The organism is Plantactinospora veratri, from assembly GCF_036421995.1.
Classification (GTDB): Bacteria; Actinomycetota; Actinomycetes; order Mycobacteriales; family Micromonosporaceae; genus Plantactinospora; species Plantactinospora veratri.
In genome coordinates, this window is record NZ_JAZGQL010000019.1 from 19,116 (window position 1) to 36,717 (window position 17,602).

The 17,602-nt window shown below is 71.2% G+C and carries 14 protein-coding genes; 8 read left to right on the forward strand and 6 right to left on the reverse strand.

Annotation, left to right across the window (positions count from 1 at the left end; all coding sequences use genetic code 11):
- Positions 1-17: 17 nt before the first annotated feature.
- Positions 18-2,537 (reverse strand): putative bifunctional diguanylate cyclase/phosphodiesterase, encoded by a 2,520-nt coding sequence (locus V1634_RS23525; RefSeq protein ID WP_331210061.1) that lies wholly within the window; start codon positions 2,535-2,537, stop codon positions 18-20.
- Positions 2,538-3,262: 725 nt separating this feature from the next.
- Here V1634_RS23525 and V1634_RS23530 point away from each other — a divergent pair.
- From V1634_RS23530 to V1634_RS23550, 5 genes are all read left to right on the forward strand, one after another.
- Entirely contained in the window at positions 3,263-6,364 is a 3,102-nt protein-coding gene (locus V1634_RS23530) for an AfsR/SARP family transcriptional regulator (RefSeq protein WP_331210062.1), read from the forward strand.
- A gap of 350 nt (positions 6,365-6,714) precedes the next feature.
- Positions 6,715-7,206 carry a cyclic pyranopterin monophosphate synthase MoaC gene (gene moaC / locus V1634_RS23535; protein WP_331210063.1) on the forward strand — a complete coding sequence of 164 codons (492 nt, stop codon included), beginning with the start codon at positions 6,715-6,717 and terminating at the stop codon, positions 7,204-7,206.
- The gene (locus V1634_RS23540; protein WP_331210064.1) at positions 7,203-7,685 is read left to right on the forward strand and encodes a MogA/MoaB family molybdenum cofactor biosynthesis protein; all 483 of its coding nucleotides are present in this window, start codon (positions 7,203-7,205) and stop codon (positions 7,683-7,685) included. The genes moaC and V1634_RS23540 overlap by 4 nt, the downstream gene beginning before the upstream one ends.
- Positions 7,686-7,780: 95 nt before the next feature.
- On the forward strand, positions 7,781-9,049 hold the full coding sequence (locus V1634_RS23545) for a molybdopterin molybdotransferase MoeA (RefSeq protein WP_407951837.1): 1,269 nt from the start codon (positions 7,781-7,783) through the stop codon (positions 9,047-9,049).
- Between the two features lies 1 nt (position 9,050).
- A complete protein-coding gene (locus V1634_RS23550) occupies positions 9,051-9,518 on the forward strand; it encodes a molybdenum cofactor biosynthesis protein MoaE (RefSeq protein ID WP_331210065.1) in 468 nt (155 codons plus the stop codon).
- A 90-nt stretch (positions 9,519-9,608) separates the two neighbouring features.
- Here the strand turns inward: V1634_RS23550 and V1634_RS23555 are convergent, their stop codons facing one another.
- Both V1634_RS23555 and V1634_RS23560 read right to left on the reverse strand, forming a co-directional pair.
- Positions 9,609-11,048, reverse strand: coding sequence for a glycosyltransferase 87 family protein (locus V1634_RS23555; protein ID WP_331210066.1), 1,440 nt, complete (start codon positions 11,046-11,048; stop codon positions 9,609-9,611).
- A gap of 311 nt (positions 11,049-11,359) precedes the next feature.
- Positions 11,360-11,905, reverse strand: coding sequence for a DoxX family membrane protein (locus V1634_RS23560; protein ID WP_331210067.1), 546 nt, complete (start codon positions 11,903-11,905; stop codon positions 11,360-11,362).
- A gap of 83 nt (positions 11,906-11,988) precedes the next feature.
- On the opposite strand from V1634_RS23560, the gene V1634_RS23565 reads away from it, so the two are divergent.
- A complete protein-coding gene (locus V1634_RS23565; RefSeq protein WP_331210068.1) occupies positions 11,989-12,528 on the forward strand; it encodes a GNAT family N-acetyltransferase in 540 nt (179 codons plus the stop codon).
- Positions 12,529-12,580: 52 nt separating this feature from the next.
- Here V1634_RS23565 and V1634_RS23570 read toward each other — a convergent pair whose 3' ends face one another.
- From V1634_RS23570 to V1634_RS23580, 3 genes are all read right to left on the reverse strand, one after another.
- Positions 12,581-13,843: an ATP-binding protein gene (locus V1634_RS23570; protein WP_331210069.1), complete on the reverse strand. Its 1,263-nt coding sequence runs from the start codon at positions 13,841-13,843 to the stop codon at positions 12,581-12,583.
- Positions 13,844-14,005: 162 nt separating this feature from the next.
- Positions 14,006-14,389 (reverse strand): LppU/SCO3897 family protein, encoded by a 384-nt coding sequence (locus V1634_RS23575; RefSeq protein ID WP_331210070.1) that lies wholly within the window; start codon positions 14,387-14,389, stop codon positions 14,006-14,008.
- A 478-nt stretch (positions 14,390-14,867) separates the two neighbouring features.
- The gene (locus tag V1634_RS23580) at positions 14,868-15,596 is read right to left on the reverse strand and encodes an LppU/SCO3897 family protein (RefSeq protein WP_331210071.1); all 729 of its coding nucleotides are present in this window, start codon (positions 15,594-15,596) and stop codon (positions 14,868-14,870) included.
- Between the two features lie 85 nt (positions 15,597-15,681).
- Here V1634_RS23580 and V1634_RS23585 point away from each other — a divergent pair, with 85 nt between their 5' ends.
- Together V1634_RS23585 and V1634_RS23590 are read left to right on the forward strand one after the other, a co-directional pair.
- Positions 15,682-16,806, forward strand: coding sequence for an EamA family transporter (locus tag V1634_RS23585; RefSeq protein ID WP_331210072.1), 1,125 nt, complete (start codon positions 15,682-15,684; stop codon positions 16,804-16,806).
- Entirely contained in the window at positions 16,803-17,591 is a 789-nt protein-coding gene (locus V1634_RS23590) for an A24 family peptidase (protein ID WP_331210073.1), read from the forward strand. The genes V1634_RS23585 and V1634_RS23590 overlap by 4 nt, the downstream gene beginning before the upstream one ends.
- The last annotated feature ends 11 nt before the right edge of the window (positions 17,592-17,602 follow it).

The window sequence follows — 17,602 nt, forward strand, 5'->3', positions numbered from 1 at the left end:
GGCGACGCGCGCGGCGGTTACGCCGGCAGGTGCGGCAGGCGCTCGGCGCGGCGCGGCCCGGGCCGGCGGCCGGGGGAGAGCCGCACCACGGCGCCCTCGTCGTGCAGGGCGGGGGCCAGCGTGCCGGGTCGGCCGCCCGCGCCCTGGTGCAGGGCGGCGAGCAGCCGGGCGGCCGGCATCGGTCGGGCGAAGAGGTGCCCCTGCCCGGCGGCGCAGCCCAGCTCCCAGAGCGCGCGGCGCTGCGGTTCGCTCTCCACCCCCTCGGCCACCACGCTCAGGTTGAGGCTCCGGCCCAGGTCGACGGTGGACCGGATCACCGCGGTGGCCTCGGCCGAGGTCTCCATAGCGGTGACGAAGCCCCGATCGATCTTCAATTCGTGTACGGGAATCCGGGACAGCACCGACAGCGACGAGTACCCGGTGCCGAAGTCGTCCAGGGCGAGCTGGATACCCGCGTCCCGGAGCTGCCCGAGTACCTGGTCGACCACTTCGAGCTGGCTGAGTGTCAACGTCTCGGTCAGTTCCAGCACGAGCCGGTCCGGTGGCAGGTCGTGCGCGCGCAGCCGGGCCAGTACGGAACCGGGGAACCGGGCGTCCAGCAGGCTGCGCGGCGAGACGTTGACCGCCACCGGCAGGTCGAAGCCGGCCTCCCGCCAGGTGTTGACGGCGATCAGCGACTGGTCGAGGACGGCCTCGGCGAACGCCGGCAGCAGCCCGGACCGTTCCACCGTCTCCAGGAACCGCAGCGGGTCGATGGTGCCCCGGGCCGGGTGCCGCCAGCGGGCGAGCGCCTCGGCGGCGACCACCTCGCCGCTGCCGAGGTCGACGATGGGCTGGAAGTTGACGGTGAACTCGTGGTCGGCCACCGCCCTGGGCAGGTCGCCGCCGAGCGAGAGCCGGCCGAGGTCGGCGGTGTCCCGGGTCGCGGCGTACGTGGCGATCCGGCGTCCGGCCCGCTTGGCCTGGTACATGGCCACGTCGGCGCGGCGCAGCAGCTCGGTCATCCCGCCGCTGCTCGGCGCGACCGCGATGCCGCCGCTGGCCTCGACGCTGATCCGCATCCCGTCCAGCTCGATCGGCTCGTGCAGCGCGGTGAGCAGCGCCTCGGCCCGGTGCGCGGCGACCGCCGGGGCCGGCAGACCGTGGAAGAGCACCGCGAACTCGTCCCCGCCGAGCCGGGCGACCAGGTCCTCCCCGTGTACGGCGCCGCGCAGCCGCTCGGCGACCTGGATCAGTACCCGGTCGCCGGCCGCGTGCCCGAGGGTGTCGTTGACCTCCTTGAAGTGGTTGAGGTCGATCAGCAGCAGCGCCAGCACCCCCTCGGTGCGGCGCTGGCCGAGTTGCTCGGCGCCCCGGTCGAGCAGGTGTCGCCGGTTGGCCAGGCCGGTCAGCGCGTCGTGCGCGGCGGCGTGCGCGTGCTCCTCGGCCACCCGGTTCAACTCGGCGTACGCCGACGCGTTGCGGACCGCCGTGCAGAGCGCCGAGGCGAAGGTACGCAGGGTGTACTGCTCCCGCTCGGAGAGCTTGACCGGCCCCCGGAAGCGCAGCCGCAGCATCCCGATGTGGCTGCCGTCGTACCCCTTCATCTCCATCGGGATGACCGAGCCGTTGACCGTCGAGGGCTGGCTGGCGAAGCCGTCGTACGTGACGGTCTCGCTGTTGCCCCGGACGGTGCGCCTGCTCTCCCGCAGCTCGACCTCGACCTCGTCGGCGGAGAAGAGGTTGGCGGCCTGGGCGACGGCGGTGTGCAGTACGGCGTTGATGTCGACGACGTTGAGCGCGTCGGTGGTGTGCGCCAGGTCCTGCCAGGCCTGCCGCTCTGCCCGGGCCCGCACCCGCGTCGAGTACGTCAGATGCAGACTGAGCGCCAGTGGGGGGATTGCCACCAGCAGTCGGACGTCGACCTTCAGGAGTATCAGTGTGAGGACCGCGACCACGAAACGCACCGCGTAGCCGACGAGTCTGAGATCCCAGTTGGCACTGAACTGTTGCCTGATCTTTCGCCGGGCCGCGAGCGCGATCACCGGCATGGCGACAATCTCGTCGACCAGCGCCGCGACCGTGTAGGCGAGTGCCACCAGGCCGATCATCTGCTGGAGTCCTCTGGGTGGCCACACCCAGTCCACGAGCGTCAGTGTCGTACCGGCGGCTGCGGCAACGAGCATGTTCTTGCTGATATTGAAAATCGCCTTAATGGGGGGCGTGCGATGGACCCTGCTTAAGATCGCCAAACTGACACCGGTGCAGAGCACCACCCAGGAGGTGGGTGCCACGGCCACGCCTATCACGATCGCGGTGTCGTTCCACGTGATGGCATGGGTTGTGGAGCGGATCCTGATTGGCGCCTGCACGCTCGCGCTTACCGTGATCGTCAGGATGAGTGCCAGCACCATCACCAGGTCGTCGAAGGACCTTGGTGGTCTGGGGGTGTTCAGCAGCGACAGGACTGTGGCGAGGACCGCGGAAACAGCGACGAGACCGAGGAGCGGCTGTAGCCGCTGATCGGTCTCGTTGTCGTTTCGCTGTCCCTGACTCACACCGGTTCCTCAACGTCACCGAACCCTTGTGGTCTGTAACGGTAGCAACCTCAACACCGCTGTGTGACGGGTCGAATCTCCTAGTACCAGTCGTTGGAGCGCATCGCCCTGTGCCCCCTTCGATAAGCTGTCCGCCTGCAACCGAATTGTTCGGAATAGTCCCCGTCGGTCTTTCCCGTTGTTCGATGGGGGAGAGCTTAGGGCTACAACGGCAGGGTTAGCGACAATAAATGTCGGTATACTCAGTATTAGTCAACTACCGTCTGATTCGTCACGCTCTGTCCATATATGGCATCCAGAGCGTCAGGCATCTACCGGGCCGTGGACGCAGGAACGGGAGGGCTTCCTCCGGGATACCCGCTCTGCCGGTGCATTGGAAGATCCGATCTGCGCGTTATAGGATTCGTTGCTGTTTCACGGCGAGGTTCGCGGCGTGGGTGAGAGACGTGATCCGTCCCACTCGATTGACGTCGAGTGTCGGTCGCTCGTCGGCCGGCTTCCATCGGATGACCTGGTAGAACTCGCTTCGTGTCGATCTGCTGACCCTGCGTCCACCCGTACGGCAAACCCTCTCATCTTGGGGGATAGCGTCCGTAGGTGGGGTTCTGTTACGCGGCGACGGATGTGACAAAAAAATGACGTTGATGAATGTGTCTTAGAGATGATCGGTAGGCTGCTCCCGGTGACTGGCCGAGTTCGTCTCGTTTGTCTGGTTTGGTGCCGCGATGATTGACATTCGGCTGCTCGGGCCGATGCAGGTCCTCATAGACGGGTCGCCGATGCCATCCGGTCCCCCGAAACAAAAGGCCGTGCTGGCGATGCTGGCGATCCGGCCCGGTCGGCTGGTCACAGTCGAGGAGTTGATCGACGAGCTGTGGCCGGAGGCGGCACCGGCGTCGGCGGTGGCGAACACCCGCGGCTACGCGGCGAGCCTCCGACGGATCTTCGACCGGCTGAATTCGACGAAGGGTCTGCTGGTCCGATGCGGTCCCGGCTACCAGTTGCGGGCGGAGCCCGACGACATCGACCTGCTCGGCTTCGAAGCCGAGTGCGAGCGGGCCGGCGAGGCTGTCGCTGCCGGGGGTCTGTCGGACGCGGACGACCTGTTCTGCCGGGCCGAGCAGCGGTGGCGGGGACCGATGTTGTCGGGGGTGCCGCTCGGACCGGTGTTGTCCGCGCGGCGGACGAGTGCGATCGAGCAGCGGCTCGGCCTGGTCGAACAATGGGCCGAACTCTGCCTGGCCACGGGCCGACCCCGCCAGGCCATCACGATGCTCCGCGAGCATCTACGAGCTAACCCCCTACGCGAACGCGGTCACGCGCTGTTGATCCGCGCCCACTACGAGGACGCGGACGTCCCCGCAGCCCTGAACGCATTCGCCACCGCACGAGCTCTGCTGATCGACCAGCTCGGCATCGATCCCGGGGAGGAGCTGGAGCGACTGCACAAGGCAGTACTCAACCGCGACCTTCCAATTACCCTTCGCGTGGAGACACGTTCGTCCGTCCCGGTCCGGGCCACCGATCCGACTGTCGTCTCCCCCATCCGGCGGGCAGATCGGGCGTCGGAGGCCCCGACTAGCTGGCTTCCTCGGCCGCTCGCCGACTTCACTGGTCGAACGGACGCCGTGTTGAGGCTGATGACGACGGCGGAGCACGCGGACCCGGCAACCGCAGTCGTGCAGATGATCGATGGGATGCCGGGAATCGGCAAGACGGCCCTCGCGGTGCACGTCGCCACCAAGCTCACCGCACGGTACCCAGACGCACAGCTCTTCATCGACCTGCAAGGACACAGCCCAGCCAGGCCGGTTGACCCCGCCGCCGCACTGGTGACCCTGCTACGGCAACTCGGCGTACCGGCAGGCCGGATTCCCGCCGAACTCGAGCACCGGATCGCGTTGTGGCGGTCGGAACTTGCGGCCCGGCGGGTCATCGTCGTGCTCGACAACGCGGGCGGCAGGGATCAGGTCGAACCGCTGCTGCCCGCCGCGCCCGGCACGCTCGTGCTGGTGACCAGTCGTCGTCGGCTGCTTGCCGGTGACGGGAACCCTCCCGAGTCGTTGGCGGTTTTCGACGAGGAGGATTCGATCAATCTGCTGGCACGGGTTGCCGGGCGGGACCGGCTACGAGCCGAACCAGAGGCCGCCGCGGCGGTGGCACGCCGATGTGGCTACCTTCCCCTGGCGATCCGGTTGGCCGGTGCCCGCCTCACCCACCGGCCCGGCTGGCGTGTGGCGGACCTCGCGCAGCGACTTGACCGAGGCGGCCACGTACTCGGCGAGCTTTTCGCCGAGGACCGGACCGTCGCCGCCGTGTTCGCCCTGTCGTACGAACCACTTCGAGAGCCCGTGAAACGAGTGTTTCGGCTGCTCGGACTCTATCCCGGTGAACACTTCGGGACGGGTGCGGTGGCTGCGCTGGCCGACCTGTCACTGGCTGAGGCGAGTCTCGTTCTCGACGAACTCGTTGATCGTCACCTGGTGGAGGAGCCCCGTGTAGACCGATTCCGACTACACGACCTGCTACGTGACTACGCCGAGCAACTGCTCACGGTCGCGCTGGAACCCGCCGACCGGAGGCTCGCGATCCATCGGCTACTCGACCACTACCTGCATCTCGCCCTCGTCGCCAACCGTACTGTCGAACCGGTCGCATTGGCGGACCAACTGGGACTCGATTCGCCGATGCGTCCCGACCTGGTCGCCGCGTTCTCGTCCGTTGGCCCGGACTGGCTCGAAGAGGAGCGGAGCAACCTGCTCTGTCTGATCCGCGTCGCAGTTGAAGGCCGGCATCTGGATGAGGTGTGGCGACTGGCCCGAGTGGTGTGGAGGTTCTATTTCATCCGTGGATACCACGACGACATCCTGGAAACCCAACGCCATGCGGTGGAGGCAGCAGATTCTCTCGGTAACCTCTCGGCAAGCGCGGCCGCTCACAACTACCGGGCCTATGCCTGGTTGCAGATCGGTGACCCGCAGCGGGCACTACGCGACCTGAAACGGGCGATTGAGGTGCGGAAATCTGTCGACGACCGGCAGGGCATGTGTATAAGTAGAACGAATCTCGCGATTGTTTACTGTCAACTGGGTAGGTTGACCGAGTCGCTGGCGATCTACCGTCAGTCCTTGGCCGACCGTCGACGATGGGCGATCGACGCGTCGTCCGTCCTGCCGAGCTACGGCTGGTCGTTGATGCTCCTGGGGGAGTACAGGGAGGCGCTCTCGGTCCACCGGCTGCACCTGTATGTCAGTCGCATCGCCCAGAGGCCGTTCGACGTCGCGTTGGCCTTGACCAACATTGGAGCGGTCAGGGTCCGCCTTGGTCAGCATGAGCGGGCGATTCGATACCTGCGAGCCGCGCTCTGGCTCAAGGACAGAACGGGTAACCCGTATGGCCTTCCCTTCGCGCTTGACAACCTCGGTACTGCTTACCGCGAGCTGGGACGGCTGGACGAGGCCCGGCAGCGTTACGAATTGGCACTTGCCACCGCCACCCGTCGAGGTGAATCGCTCAGCCAGGCCGCGGCTCTCAACGGCATCGGACTGACACTTGCGGCGCTGGGCATGCCCACGAAGGCGCTCGACTATCATCGTGAGGCGCTGACGCTGGCGACACGGGCCAGCTACCCGTACGAGCAGGGGCGGGCGTTGGCGGCAATGGCGGGACTGGAAACGCAGGATCCGGCTGAGGCGCGTCGGCACTGGGAGCGGGCGTTGGCGATCTTCAGAAAAATGGGTGTGCCGGAACGCTTCGAGGTGGAGCGCAAGCTGACTCGGCTGGTCCTGGCTGCGAGTGGTGACCAGTCGAGTTCTCGATCGCGGTGACGCTGCCCCCAACCGACGGAGGACCGGCAGGTGCCCGAGTCGGGCCGGTTCACCGGACGTATCGATCATCTATCGAGTTTCTATCTCGGCCCCGCCTAGGGTTCTCCGCATCGGTCGTGTCGTGGTCGAGCATCGGGGGAATCGACAAGAGACCGGCTGCGGTGGTCGCCCCCCGATCACCGCTGCGGTAAGGGTGAGGGAGCGGGTACGGCTGTCGTGACGCACCCGCGACAGGTTTCCAAGTGGCATCCGTTTCCTCACCCGAACCGCTGTGCCGCCAGTGGCGTTCCGACCGGGCAGCGGCTGGTGGAGCCGGCGTTCGCGGACCGGCCTTCCTCTAAGCTCGCCGTGTGACCGAGCCCGCGCACCTCACCCACGTCGATCCCGCCGGGTCGGCCCGGATGGTCGACGTCTCCGCCAAACCGGTCTCGGTGCGCCGGGCCGTTGCCGCCGGCCGGCTGCGTACCACGGCCGAGGTGGTCGAGCTGCTGCGCCGGGACGGGCTGCCGAAGGGCGACGCCCTGGCCGTCGGCCGGCTCGCCGGCATCATGGGCGCGAAACGCACCCCGGACCTGATCCCGCTCTGCCATCCGATCGCCCTGCACGGCGTCACCGTCGACCTGGAGCCCGGCGACGACACGGTCGAGATCACCGCGACGGTCCGGACCGCCGACCGGACCGGCGTGGAGATGGAGGCGCTGACCGCGGTGGCCACCGCCGGGCTCGCGCTGATCGACATGGTCAAGGCCGTCGACCCGGCGGCCTCGATCGAGGGGGTACGCGTGTTGCGCAAGGAAGGCGGCAAGACCGGCGACTGGACCCGACCGGCGGACCGGCCGTGATCCGGGCCCGGGTGGTGGTCGCCTCCAACCGCGCGGCCACCGGCGTCTACGCCGACACCAGCGGCCCGCTGCTGGTCGAGGGGCTGACGAAGCTCGGCTGCCAGGTCGACGAGCCGGTGGTGGTGCGCGACGGCGACCCGGTCGGCGTCGAGTTGCGCCGCGCGGCGGCCGAGGGTGTCGACGTGGTGCTGACCAGCGGCGGCACCGGCATCAACCCGACCGACCGGACTCCCGAGGTGACCCGGGCACTGCTCGACTACGAGATCCCGGGCATCGCCGAGGCGATCCGGGCGCACAGCCGGGAAAGGGTACCGACGGCCGCGCTCTCCCGTGGCCTGTCGGGTGCGATCGGCCGGATGCTGGTCGTCAACCTGCCCGGCTCCACCGGTGGCGCCAGGGACGGGCTCGCCGTACTCGGGCCGATCCTGGGGCACGCGGTCGACCAGCTCCGGGGCGGCGACCACCCGCGTACCGACTGAACTCGTCGGCGGGCGGTCGTACCGCGAGGATAGGCTCGGACGGTGAACGTGAGGAGCGCGCAGCAGGCGGCCCTACTCGGAGCGGGTGGGGCGGCGTGAGCACCGAGGCGGCCGTCGCCGCCGATCCGTCGGCCGGTCCACCGACGCTGGACTGGGCGCAGGCGCGTTCCAGGGTCTACGACGCCGGCCGCGCCGCCGCACCGGAACCCGTCGAGATGCCGGTCTCCGAGACCGACGGCCAGACCCTGGCCGAGTCGCTGACCACCCTCACCGACCTGCCCGCCTTTCCGACGTCGAGCGTGGACGGCTGGGCCGTACGCGGCACCGGGCCGTGGCGGATCGTCGGCCGGGTCCTCGCCGGCAGCACACCGCCGCCGCTGAACGAGGAGGGCACCGCCGTCGAGATCGCCACCGGTGCGATGCTGCCGGCCGGTGCGGCCGGGGTGCTCCGGGTGGAGGAGTCGACGCGTACCGCCGACGGGCTCGTCGCCGGCACGCTGCGGTCGGGGCCGGAGTGGCGGGCCCCCGGCGAGGAGGCGCACGCCGGTGAGGAGCTGCTGCCGGCCGGTACCCCGGTCGACCCCGGTGTGATCGGGCTGGCGGCCTCGTGCGGCTACGACACCCTCCGGGTCCGGCGGGCACCCCGGGCCGCCCTGATCATCTTCGGTGACGAGCTGCTCACCGCCGGCCGTCCCGGCGCCGGACGGGTACGCGACTCGCTCGGCCCGGCCGTTCCCGCCTGGCTGCGCCGGTACGGCTGCACCATCACCGCCGCCGATGTCGTCGGCCCGGTCGCCGACACCCTGGAGGCGCACGTCGAGGCGCTTCGCCAGGGGCTCGCCACCGCCGACCTGGTCTGCACCACCGGCGGCACCATGCACGGCCCGGTCGACCACCTGCATCCGGCGTTGCGCGAACTCGACGCGGAATATGTCGTCAACACCGTGGCCGTACGCCCGGGTTTTCCGATGCTGCTCGCCCGGGTGACCGGGCCGGACGGGCGGGGCCGGTTCGTCGCCGGGCTGCCGGGCAATCCACAGTCGGCGATCGTCGCGACCGTCTCCCTGGTCGCCCCGCTGCTGGCCGGGTTGCGCGGCCGGGTGATGCCGGAGTTGCCCCGGGTGACGCTGGCCGAGCCGGTGACCGGGCGGGGCGACTTCACCCACCTGGCGCTGGTCCGGGTCGACCCCGCCGACAACACCGCCACCCCGGTCCGGCACGTCGGCTCGGCGATGCTGCGCGGGCTGGCCGGGGCGGCCGGGTTCGCCGTGATCGCCCCGGGCACCACGGGCGAACCGGGCGACCGGGTGCCACTCGTACCGCTGCCGCTGCTGCCCGGTGAGCGACCCCAGCAAGGAGTGTGAGATGAGCGTACGGAGCGAGCCGGCCGTCGACACCGGAGCCGTGCCGCCGACCGGACGGTTGCACGCCGCCGTCGGCACCGCCCCGCTGGACGTGGCCTTCCACGAGTCCGTGGTCGCCGACGCCGCCGCCGGCGCGGTGGTCTCCTTCCAGGGCGTGGTACGCGACCACGACCACGGCCGGTCGGTGCTCCGGCTCGAATACGAGGGCCACCCGAGCGCGGCGGAGGTGCTGCGGGAGGTGGCGGCCGAGATCGCGGCCGATCCGGACGTACACGCGGTGGCGGTCTCGCACCGGCTCGGCCCGCTGGAGATCGGCGACGTCGCCCTGGTGGCGGCGGTGAGCACCGCGCACCGGGCGGCGGCGTTCGCGGCCTGCGCCCGGCTGGTCGACGAGGTCAAGGCCCGGCTGCCGGTGTGGAAGCGGCAGCTCTTCGCCGACGGCACCGAGGAGTGGGTGAACTGCCCCTGACGCCGACCGGCGAGCGAGCCGGTCGCCGTCGCTGGTCGTCGTCCGTCCCGCTACCGCTGGCCGGCAGGTCCGCGTGTCACCGCTGGCGTGTCACCGCTGGCCGGCGAGCCGGCGGTCGAACCGGGCGTGTTCGGCGTAGAACGCCGGCTCGGCGCCGGGCCGCCACGGCAGCGCGGCGACCAACAGGATGATCGCCAGGGCGAGCGAGTTCTCCATCAGGGCGCCGAAGAAGCCGTCCTGGTAGTGCGACACCTCCGGCAGCTGGTGCTCGTACGGCCAGATGGGTGAGATCAGGAAGAGCAGGTAGAGCCCGATCGCGGCCACGCCGTGCCGCAGGCCGGTCAGGGTGGGGAACCAGATCGGTGCGCGCAGTCCGGTGACCCCGGCGGGACCGGCCGTCGAGTGTGCAGGACGCGGCCACGGGCCCCGACTGGCGGTCCGGCGTCGACTCGCGGCGTCGGCGAGGATCAGGATCGCCGGGATCACCCAGACCAGATGGTGCGACCAGGAGATCGGGCTGATCACGTTGGTGGTGAGCCCGACCAGGGTGAAGGCGGTCAGCTCGTCGCCGTCGGCGTGCGAGTGCGAGGCGCGGGAGAGTCCGAGCGCCAGCAGCAGCATCGCGAAGGCGAGCCAGAGCAGGGTGGGGGTCTCGATCGAGTCGTACAGCCGGGCGAGCACGCCGGCCAGCGACTGGTTCGGCGTCATGTCCGCCGCGCCGACCCGCTCGGTCTGCCAGAGCACCGACATGAAGTAGGTGGTCGACTCGCGGCCGGCGATCGCGAAGGTGCCGACGGTGACGGCGATCGCGGTGCCGACCGCGGTCGCCGCGGCGCGCCACTGCCGGGTGATCAGCAGGTAGACGACGAAGAGCGCCGGGGTGAGCTTGATCGAGGTGGCCAGGCCGATGCCGACCCCGGCCCAGGCGCCGCTGAAGAAGAGCCGGCGCAGCGGGCCGTCACCGGCGCTGATCCGGCTGCCGCGCCGGGCCCGCCAGCGCAGCGCCACCAGGTCGGCCATGACCAGACCGAAGAGCAGCAGGTTGACCTGGCCGTAGCCGAGCGTCTCCCGGGCCGGCTCGATGGCGACCGCCATCGGCACGGCGAGGCCGAGGGTGAACCAGAGCGACCAGCCGAGCCGGTTGGTGATCGGCTTGAGCAGGGCGGCGAGTACGACCGCCAGGGTCGCGACGCTGGCGACGATGTTGGTCCAGCCGGCGAGACCGAGCGGGATGCTCGCCATCGGCAGCATGACCAGCCCGGCGAAGGGTGGATAGGTGAAGCCGAGGGTGGTCCTGGGTGCGATGAAGTCGTAAAGCTCGTGTCCGCCCGCCCACCAGACCACCGCGCCGTGGTAGATCTTCATGTCGAAGAAGTTGTACGGCCGTCCGAACGTGGCGATGGCGAGCCACGCGGCGTAGCAGACGACGGCGACGACGCCGATCCGTACGACTGCTCGACGGTCGATCCCACGAGCAAAGCGGCGGACTGGGGCGAGGCGGCCTAGCCGTCTTTCGACGGTCGCCGGCATGGCGTGGCCACCCCCGTACCAATGTCGGTCTTCCGCCCAGGTCCTCCGAGGAGCCTAGAACGGTGGGTCACTCGAATGCCTCCTGCGTTATGCGACCGTGTCCGATCCCACACTGGTTCGCGACATTTCCACCGCGTTAACGCAGGGAGTGCGGTTCAGGTGATTCACAGCTGCTCAGTCAGGTGAAACTAGCATATGTCCGGCATGGAGCGTGGCCCGATCGGCGAGATCCCGGCACCGCCCGGCACACCGACGGCCGACCATCCGGCAACCGGCAGCGGCGATCCCCGGGGTGGCGGGGTGCGGCGGGATCAGCCAGGCAGCTTCCGGGCCGCCGCCGCGGAGCGTACGGCGATCCGGGCGTCCCGGCGGGCGCTGCGCACCGCCCGGCGTACCCGTCGACGGCCGCCACCCACCGCGTGGCTGGCCCGCCAGCCCAGCCCCGGCCGGCCCTCGGTGTCCGCCGCCGCGAGCAGCAGCCCGCCCATCAGCCCGAGGTTCTTCATGAAGTGGACCTGGTGCAGGCGCCGCTGCGCCGGGTCCTCCTGCTCCCAGAACCGGTGCCCGGCCATGGTGGTCGGCACCAGCGTGCCGGCCAGCAGCGCCGCCGCCGGTCGGGTGAAGTGCCCGGTGGCCAGCAGCAGCCCGCCGAGCAACTGGGCGGCGCCGTTGGCCCGGACCAGACTCGTCGGATCGGTGGGGATTCCCTCGTGCATGCCCTGCAACAGCGGGGCGACCTTGTCCGTCACCCGCTTCGCCCGGTCCACGTGCAGTTCGGGGTTGGCCACGGCGCGGGCGCCGCTGACCACGAAGATCGTGCTCAACAGGGTACGGGCCACGGTGCGTACGGGTTTCATGGCTCAAGTCTTACCCGTTCGCAACGTTCTTCACCCCTCGAAGTGGGAGACTGGACGGCGCGGTCGCGGTACCGTCGCGAGCTGTGACGACCGTGCGGCTCCGCGCAGAGGGTCCGGCCGACGCCGTGGCGATCCGGCAACTTGTCGCCGAGGCGTTCGCCAGCCCGGACACCCGGCTGCCCGCGGAGGTGCAGCTCGTCGAGGCGCTACGGGTCAGCGACGCGTGGCTGCCCGAGCTGTCCATGGTGGCCGAGGTCGACGGCGAACTGGTCGGATACGCCCTGCTGAGCCGGGTCGAGGTGTGGCCCGGCGGACTTCCCGCGCTGGCGCTCGGCCCGGTGGCGGTGCGGCCGTCCCGGCAGCGTCGCGGTTACGGCCAGGACGTCGTCCGGGCCGCGCTCGACGCCGCCGCCGAACTCGGCGAGCGCCTGGTGGTGGTGCTCGGCAACCCCGCCTACTACCGCCGGTTCGGGTTCGAGCCAGCCGCCCGGTTCGGGCTGACCAGCCAGTGGTCCGGGCTGGGTGATCCGTGGCAGGTGCTGGTGCTGCCGTCGGTGGACGGCTCCGACGACCCGGTGCCGAGCGGCGAGGTGACCTTCCCGCCGCCCTGGTCACAGGTCTGAGGTCCGCCAGGTTGTCGGGTGGTGCCGGTCGCGGGGCGCCGCGCGGTGCCGGTCAGGCCGGCTGGGTCCGCAGGTACCGGCCGAAGTGCGGAACCGTGAAGGCCACCGTTCCGCGCTCGCCCGAGTAGATCAGCCCCTTCTTGATCAGCGCGTCCCGCGCCGGCGAGAGGCTGGCCGGCTTGCGCCCGAGCGAACGGGCGATCTCGGCGGTGGAGACGGCGGCGTCCATGTCGTCCCGGGGGGCACCCCCGGTGCCGTCGTCGCCGTCCGGCGCCTCGACCAGGGAGAGCGCGGCCATCGCCCGCATGTACTCCCGTTCGGCCGGGGTCGCCCGCTCGAAGCGGGACCCGAAGAACCCGACCGCCAACTCGGCCTCGGCCTCGGGCGCGGCGACCCGGACGTCGGCGGCGGTCACCGGGGAGCGGGGCGCCGCGTCCCAGGTCGCCTTCCCGTACGCCTGGACGAAGTACGGATAGCCGCCGGACTTCTCGTAGAGCAGGTCGAGCGCCTTCGGCTCGTATTCGACCTGCTCCCGGGCAGCGGGGGCGCAGAGCGCCTGGTCGGCGGCGATCCGGTCCAGCCGGTCGATGCGCTGGTAGCGGAAGAGCCGCTCCGAGTAGGACTTGGCGGCGGAGAGTACGGCGGGCAGGTGCGGCAGCCCGGCACCGACGACGATCAGCGGCGCGCCGAGCTGGGACAGCTCGTGGCAGGCGGCGCAGAGCCCGGAGACGTCCTCGGGGCCGAGGTCCTGCATCTCGTCGAGGAAGACCGCGACCCCGGTACCGACGTCGGCGGCGACCTCGGCCGCGTCGGTGAAGAGTTCGACCAGGTCGATCTCGATGTCGCCGGAGTCCGCCCGCCCGCTCGCCGCCGGTACGTCGATGCCGGGTTGCCAGCGGTCCCGCAGTCGGGCCGCCCCGGCACCCCGCCCCGAGCCGGCCGGAGCCGAACGCAGCGCGAACGCCTTGAGCACGCCGAGGAAGTCGTCGATCCGGTCGGGTGCCCGGTGCCGGGGCGCCAGCTCCCGGATCGCCATGTGCAGGGCGGCGGCCACCGGGCGGCGAATCGACTGGTCCGGCCGGGCCTCGATCTTCCCGGTGCCCCAGAGCCGGCTGATCGCCTGGGACCGGAGCGTGTTGAGCAGTACGGTCTTGCCGACTCCGCGCAGGCCGGTGAGGACGAGGCTGCGTTCGGGGCGGCCTCGGGCGATCCGCTCCAGCACGATGTCGAAGACCTCGAGCTCCCGCCCCCGCCCGGCGAGTTCGGGCGGGCGCTGGCCGGCGCCCGGCGCGTACGGGTTGCGGACCGGATCCACGTATCGCACGCTATCGGGCCGTCTAGCCGGGGCGCTAGACATCCGTAGACCGGGGTACTCGTGTCGCGCCGTCACCGGATCGTCGAGCAGAAACTAGGACCGTCTAGCGTGAATGCTAGACGGCCCTAGTTTTCCCTACCGAAGCCGATCCGCGCCGGCTGGTCAGCGCCGCTTCAGGCAGAGTACGAAGTCACCCAGGTCCAGCGGGTCGTCCTGTACGTAGTTGGCGTCCGCCTCCGGCGAGCCGAAGACCGGGTCGTTCTTGCACTGGTCCGCGTCGGTGCTGAACGGAATCCGGGACACCACCTCGTAGGTGCCCGGTCCACACGGCACCTTGCGAAGTTCCGGCTCGTCGTCGGTGCCGTCGTTGACCACACAGTCCCCCTTGGCGTACCGCTCGGACGGGGTGCCGGGGGGACGGCTCGGGGTCGACCCCGCCGAACTGCTCGGGGCGGGGGCACCGACGTCCGGCCCGGAGTCGTCGCCGGCCCGGTCGACCAGCCACCACACTCCGCCGCCCACACAGGCGCAGAGCAGCAGCAACATGATCCCGCCGACGATGAGAGCGATCTTCAGCCCACGACCGGACCCCGCCGGGGCACTGGCCGGACCGTACGGCGTAGCCGGCCCGGCGGGAGCGCCGTACGGGCTACCTGTCGGGTACGGTCCGCCGCTCGACGGTGGCTGGCCCCACGCCGGACCCGCTGCGTCGTTCGGCTGCCCATGCCCGGTGCCGACCGGCGGCGGATAGCCGGGCGGCGGGTAGCCGGGAATCGGTGGCGGCGGCGGATCGCCACCGGCCGGCGGGCCCGACGAGGGGGACTGGGACCGGTACGGGTCTTCGGGCTGCCCTCCGGCAGGCGTTCCGTAAATCGACATGCTTCTCCAGGGGCGGGCGCGCCGACCGCGTCACGCAAAGCTGGGAGGGTTGACGCAGGGGTCGGCTAGGCGCGGATCGTACGCGGCAGGTCGCTCGAACCTCCGCCGGTCTCGTCGGAGCGCCGGGAGGCGGCACTCCGCGGAACTATCGTTTCCGAAGACAGAGCACGAAGTCCAGTTCGTCCAGCTCGCTGTTGAAGAAGTAGAAGTTCGTGTAGTTCTGCACCTGGGCGCATTTGGCCTTGGCGTCCGGGGCGCCGGTGGTCACGCCGTTGTAGCGGGCGAGCACCTCGTAGGTCTGTGGTGTGCAGCCCGTGATCGCCAGCTTCGGCGCCGCCTCCGTACCCTCGTTCCGGACGCACTGACCGGCCTTGACGAACCGCGCGTCGGTGGCGGACGCGTCCGGCGCCGCCGGTGCGCTGGTCGGCGCCGGTTCGGCCGGTGCGCTGGTCTGCTCGGTCGGCTCCTCGGACTGCTCGGTGACCGGCGGCTGGGCGTCCGACGGCGTCTCGTCGCGACCGAGCAGGTAGACGCCGAGCGCCGCACCGCCGAGGACCAGCACCGCCAACCCGACCAGGACGGCGACGAAGGTCCGGTTGCCACCACCCTTCGGCATCGGGTCCGGCGTCGAGGTGGACCACGACGGATCCGGGGGCGGCGTCGCCCACACCGGGTCGGCGTCGGAGGCGGTCCAGCCGCCCGGGGGTGGCGCCGACGGCTGCCCGCCGCCCCAGTGCGCCGGCCCGCCCGCCTGGTCCTGATCGCCCCAGGGGTCGACCGGCTGGCCGTACTCGTCGGTGGTCTGCCGGTCCGGGTTGCTCCACGGCTGCGACGGACCGGGATACGGTCCGCCGGGCGGTCCGTAGTTGGCCATCGACTGTCCTCCTGGTACGGATCGGTGAGAGGCTCGCCACCCGCCTGGGACGAGCCTGCTGTGGTCACCGTAGCGTGACCCCCCGATGAGCTCACCTCCCGGAAGCGCGCCAACCTCGCCGGCCGGCACCGTCCCGGTCGAGCCGGAACCCGCCGCCCCGGTCGAGTCCGAGCGCGTCGTCCCGGTCGAGCCGGAACCCGCCGCCCCGGCGCCGGTGACCCGCTCCGCACTGATCTGGACCGCGCTCGGCGTCGTCTACCTGGTCTGGGGATCCACCTACCTCGGCATCCGGGTCACCGTGGAGACCCTGCCACCGCTGCTCTCGGCGGCCGCCCGGTTCGCGGTCGCCGCCGCTGTGCTGGCGGTGGTACTCCGGCTCTGGCGCGGCCCCGGCGGGCTGCGGGTGACCCGCCGCCAGCTGGGCAGCGCCGCGCTGGTCGGCGTACTGCTGCTGGCCGGCGGGAACGGGCTGGTGGTACTGGCCGAGTCGGGGCCGCCGTCGACCGCGGTCTCCTCCGGCGTCGCCGCGCTGCTCATCGCCATCGTGCCGCTGCTGGTGGTGATGCTCCGGGCCGGCACCGGGGACCGGCCCGGGCTGACCACCCTGCTCGGGGTGAGTGCCGGCTTCGCCGGTTTGGTGCTGCTGGTACTGCCGGCCGGCGGCGTCGGCGCGGCCCCGATCGTCGGGGCGCTGACCGTGGTCGGTTCCGCCGTCTCCTGGTCGGTCGGTTCGTTCCTCTCCGGCCGGCTCGACATGCCCGGGGACCCGTTCGTGGCGACCGTCTACGAGATGGTCGCCGGCTCGGCGGCGCTGGCCGTGCTCGGCGCGGCCCGGGGCGAGACGCACGGCTTCGACCTCGGCGCTGTCAGCACCCGCTCGTGGCTGGCCCTCGGCTACCTCACCGTGGCCGGGTCGCTGGTCGCGTTCACCGCCTACGTCTGGCTGCTGCACCACGCGCCGATCTCGCTGGTGGCCACGTACGCCTACGTCAACCCGGTGGTCGCGGTCACCCTCGGCGCGCTGCTGCTCGACGAGCCGGTGACCGGGAAGGTGCTGCTCGGCGGTGCGGTGATCGTGTTCGGCGTCGCCCTGGTCGTCTCCACCGAACGCCCACGCTCCTCGACCGGCCCACGCTCCTCGACCGGCCCACGGTCCTCGGCCGGTGCACGCCCGGACCGCACCGCCGGCCGGGTGCAGGGCGGGACGTGACACCGGGCGTGGTGGCGGCGGCCGGGCTCCTCGGAGTCCTGCTCGGACCGCTGCTGCGCCGACAGATCCTCCGGTACGCCGTACCCGCCGCCGGCCCGCCCGGGGAATCCCCGCCGGGCCCCGACAGCCCGGTCGGACGGTCGATCCGGCGGAACTGTCCGCACTGCGCGGCGACGATCGGCGCGCCGGCCCGACGCAATCCGCTCGGTGTGCTGCCGCCGACCGGGCGCTGTCCGCGCTGCCGGGGAGCCGTCGGTCCGCGCGCCGGGCTGGTCGAGGTCGTCGCCGCGAGCGGGTACGCCGCGCTCGCCGCCCGGGTCGACGACGTACTCCCGCTGCTGGCGTACGCCTGGATCGCCGGCTTCGGCATCGTGCTCGGCTTCGTGGACGTCGCGGTACGGCGGCTTCCCGACCGGCTCACCCTGCCTGCGGCGGCCGGTCTCGCCGGGCTGCTCGGCGCGGCCACCCTCACCTCCGGCCAGTTCGGCCGGTACGCGGTGGCGGCGGCCTGCGCGCTGTCGCTGGCCGGGGCGTACCTCGGGCTGGTCCTGCTCTCCCCCGGCGGGCTGGGGCCGGGGGACGTCAAGCTCGCGCTCGGGCTGGGCTTCGCCACCGGCTGGTACGGCTGGAGCACGGCCCTCTCCGGCGCGCTGGCCGGCCTGCTGCTGGCCAGCGGGTACGCCGCCGTGCTGCTCCGGCTGCGTCGGGTCGGCCGCCGGGACCATCTGCCGCACGGTCCGGCGATGCTCACCGGCGCACTCGGCGCCGTGCTCCTCGCCGCCTGACCGGCGGGAAA

Excerpts from the sequence above, each read along its gene's own strand:
- V1634_RS23530 (WP_331210062.1), top strand. The coding sequence starts at position 3,263 with ATGATTGACATTCGGCTGCTCGGGCCGATGCAGGTCCTCATAGACGGG.
- V1634_RS23585 (WP_331210072.1), top strand. The coding sequence starts at position 15,682 with ATGAGCTCACCTCCCGGAAGCGCGCCAACCTCGCCGGCCGGCACCGTC.
- V1634_RS23575 (WP_331210070.1), bottom strand. The coding sequence starts at position 14,389 with ATGTTGCTGCTGCTCTGCGCCTGTGTGGGCGGCGGAGTGTGGTGGCTG.
- V1634_RS23555 (WP_331210066.1), bottom strand. The coding sequence starts at position 11,048 with ATGCCGGCGACCGTCGAAAGACGGCTAGGCCGCCTCGCCCCAGTCCGC.
- V1634_RS23580 (WP_331210071.1), bottom strand. The coding sequence starts at position 15,596 with ATGGCCAACTACGGACCGCCCGGCGGACCGTATCCCGGTCCGTCGCAG.
- V1634_RS23550 (WP_331210065.1), top strand. The coding sequence starts at position 9,051 with ATGAGCGTACGGAGCGAGCCGGCCGTCGACACCGGAGCCGTGCCGCCG.
- V1634_RS23560 (WP_331210067.1), bottom strand. The coding sequence starts at position 11,905 with ATGAAACCCGTACGCACCGTGGCCCGTACCCTGTTGAGCACGATCTTC.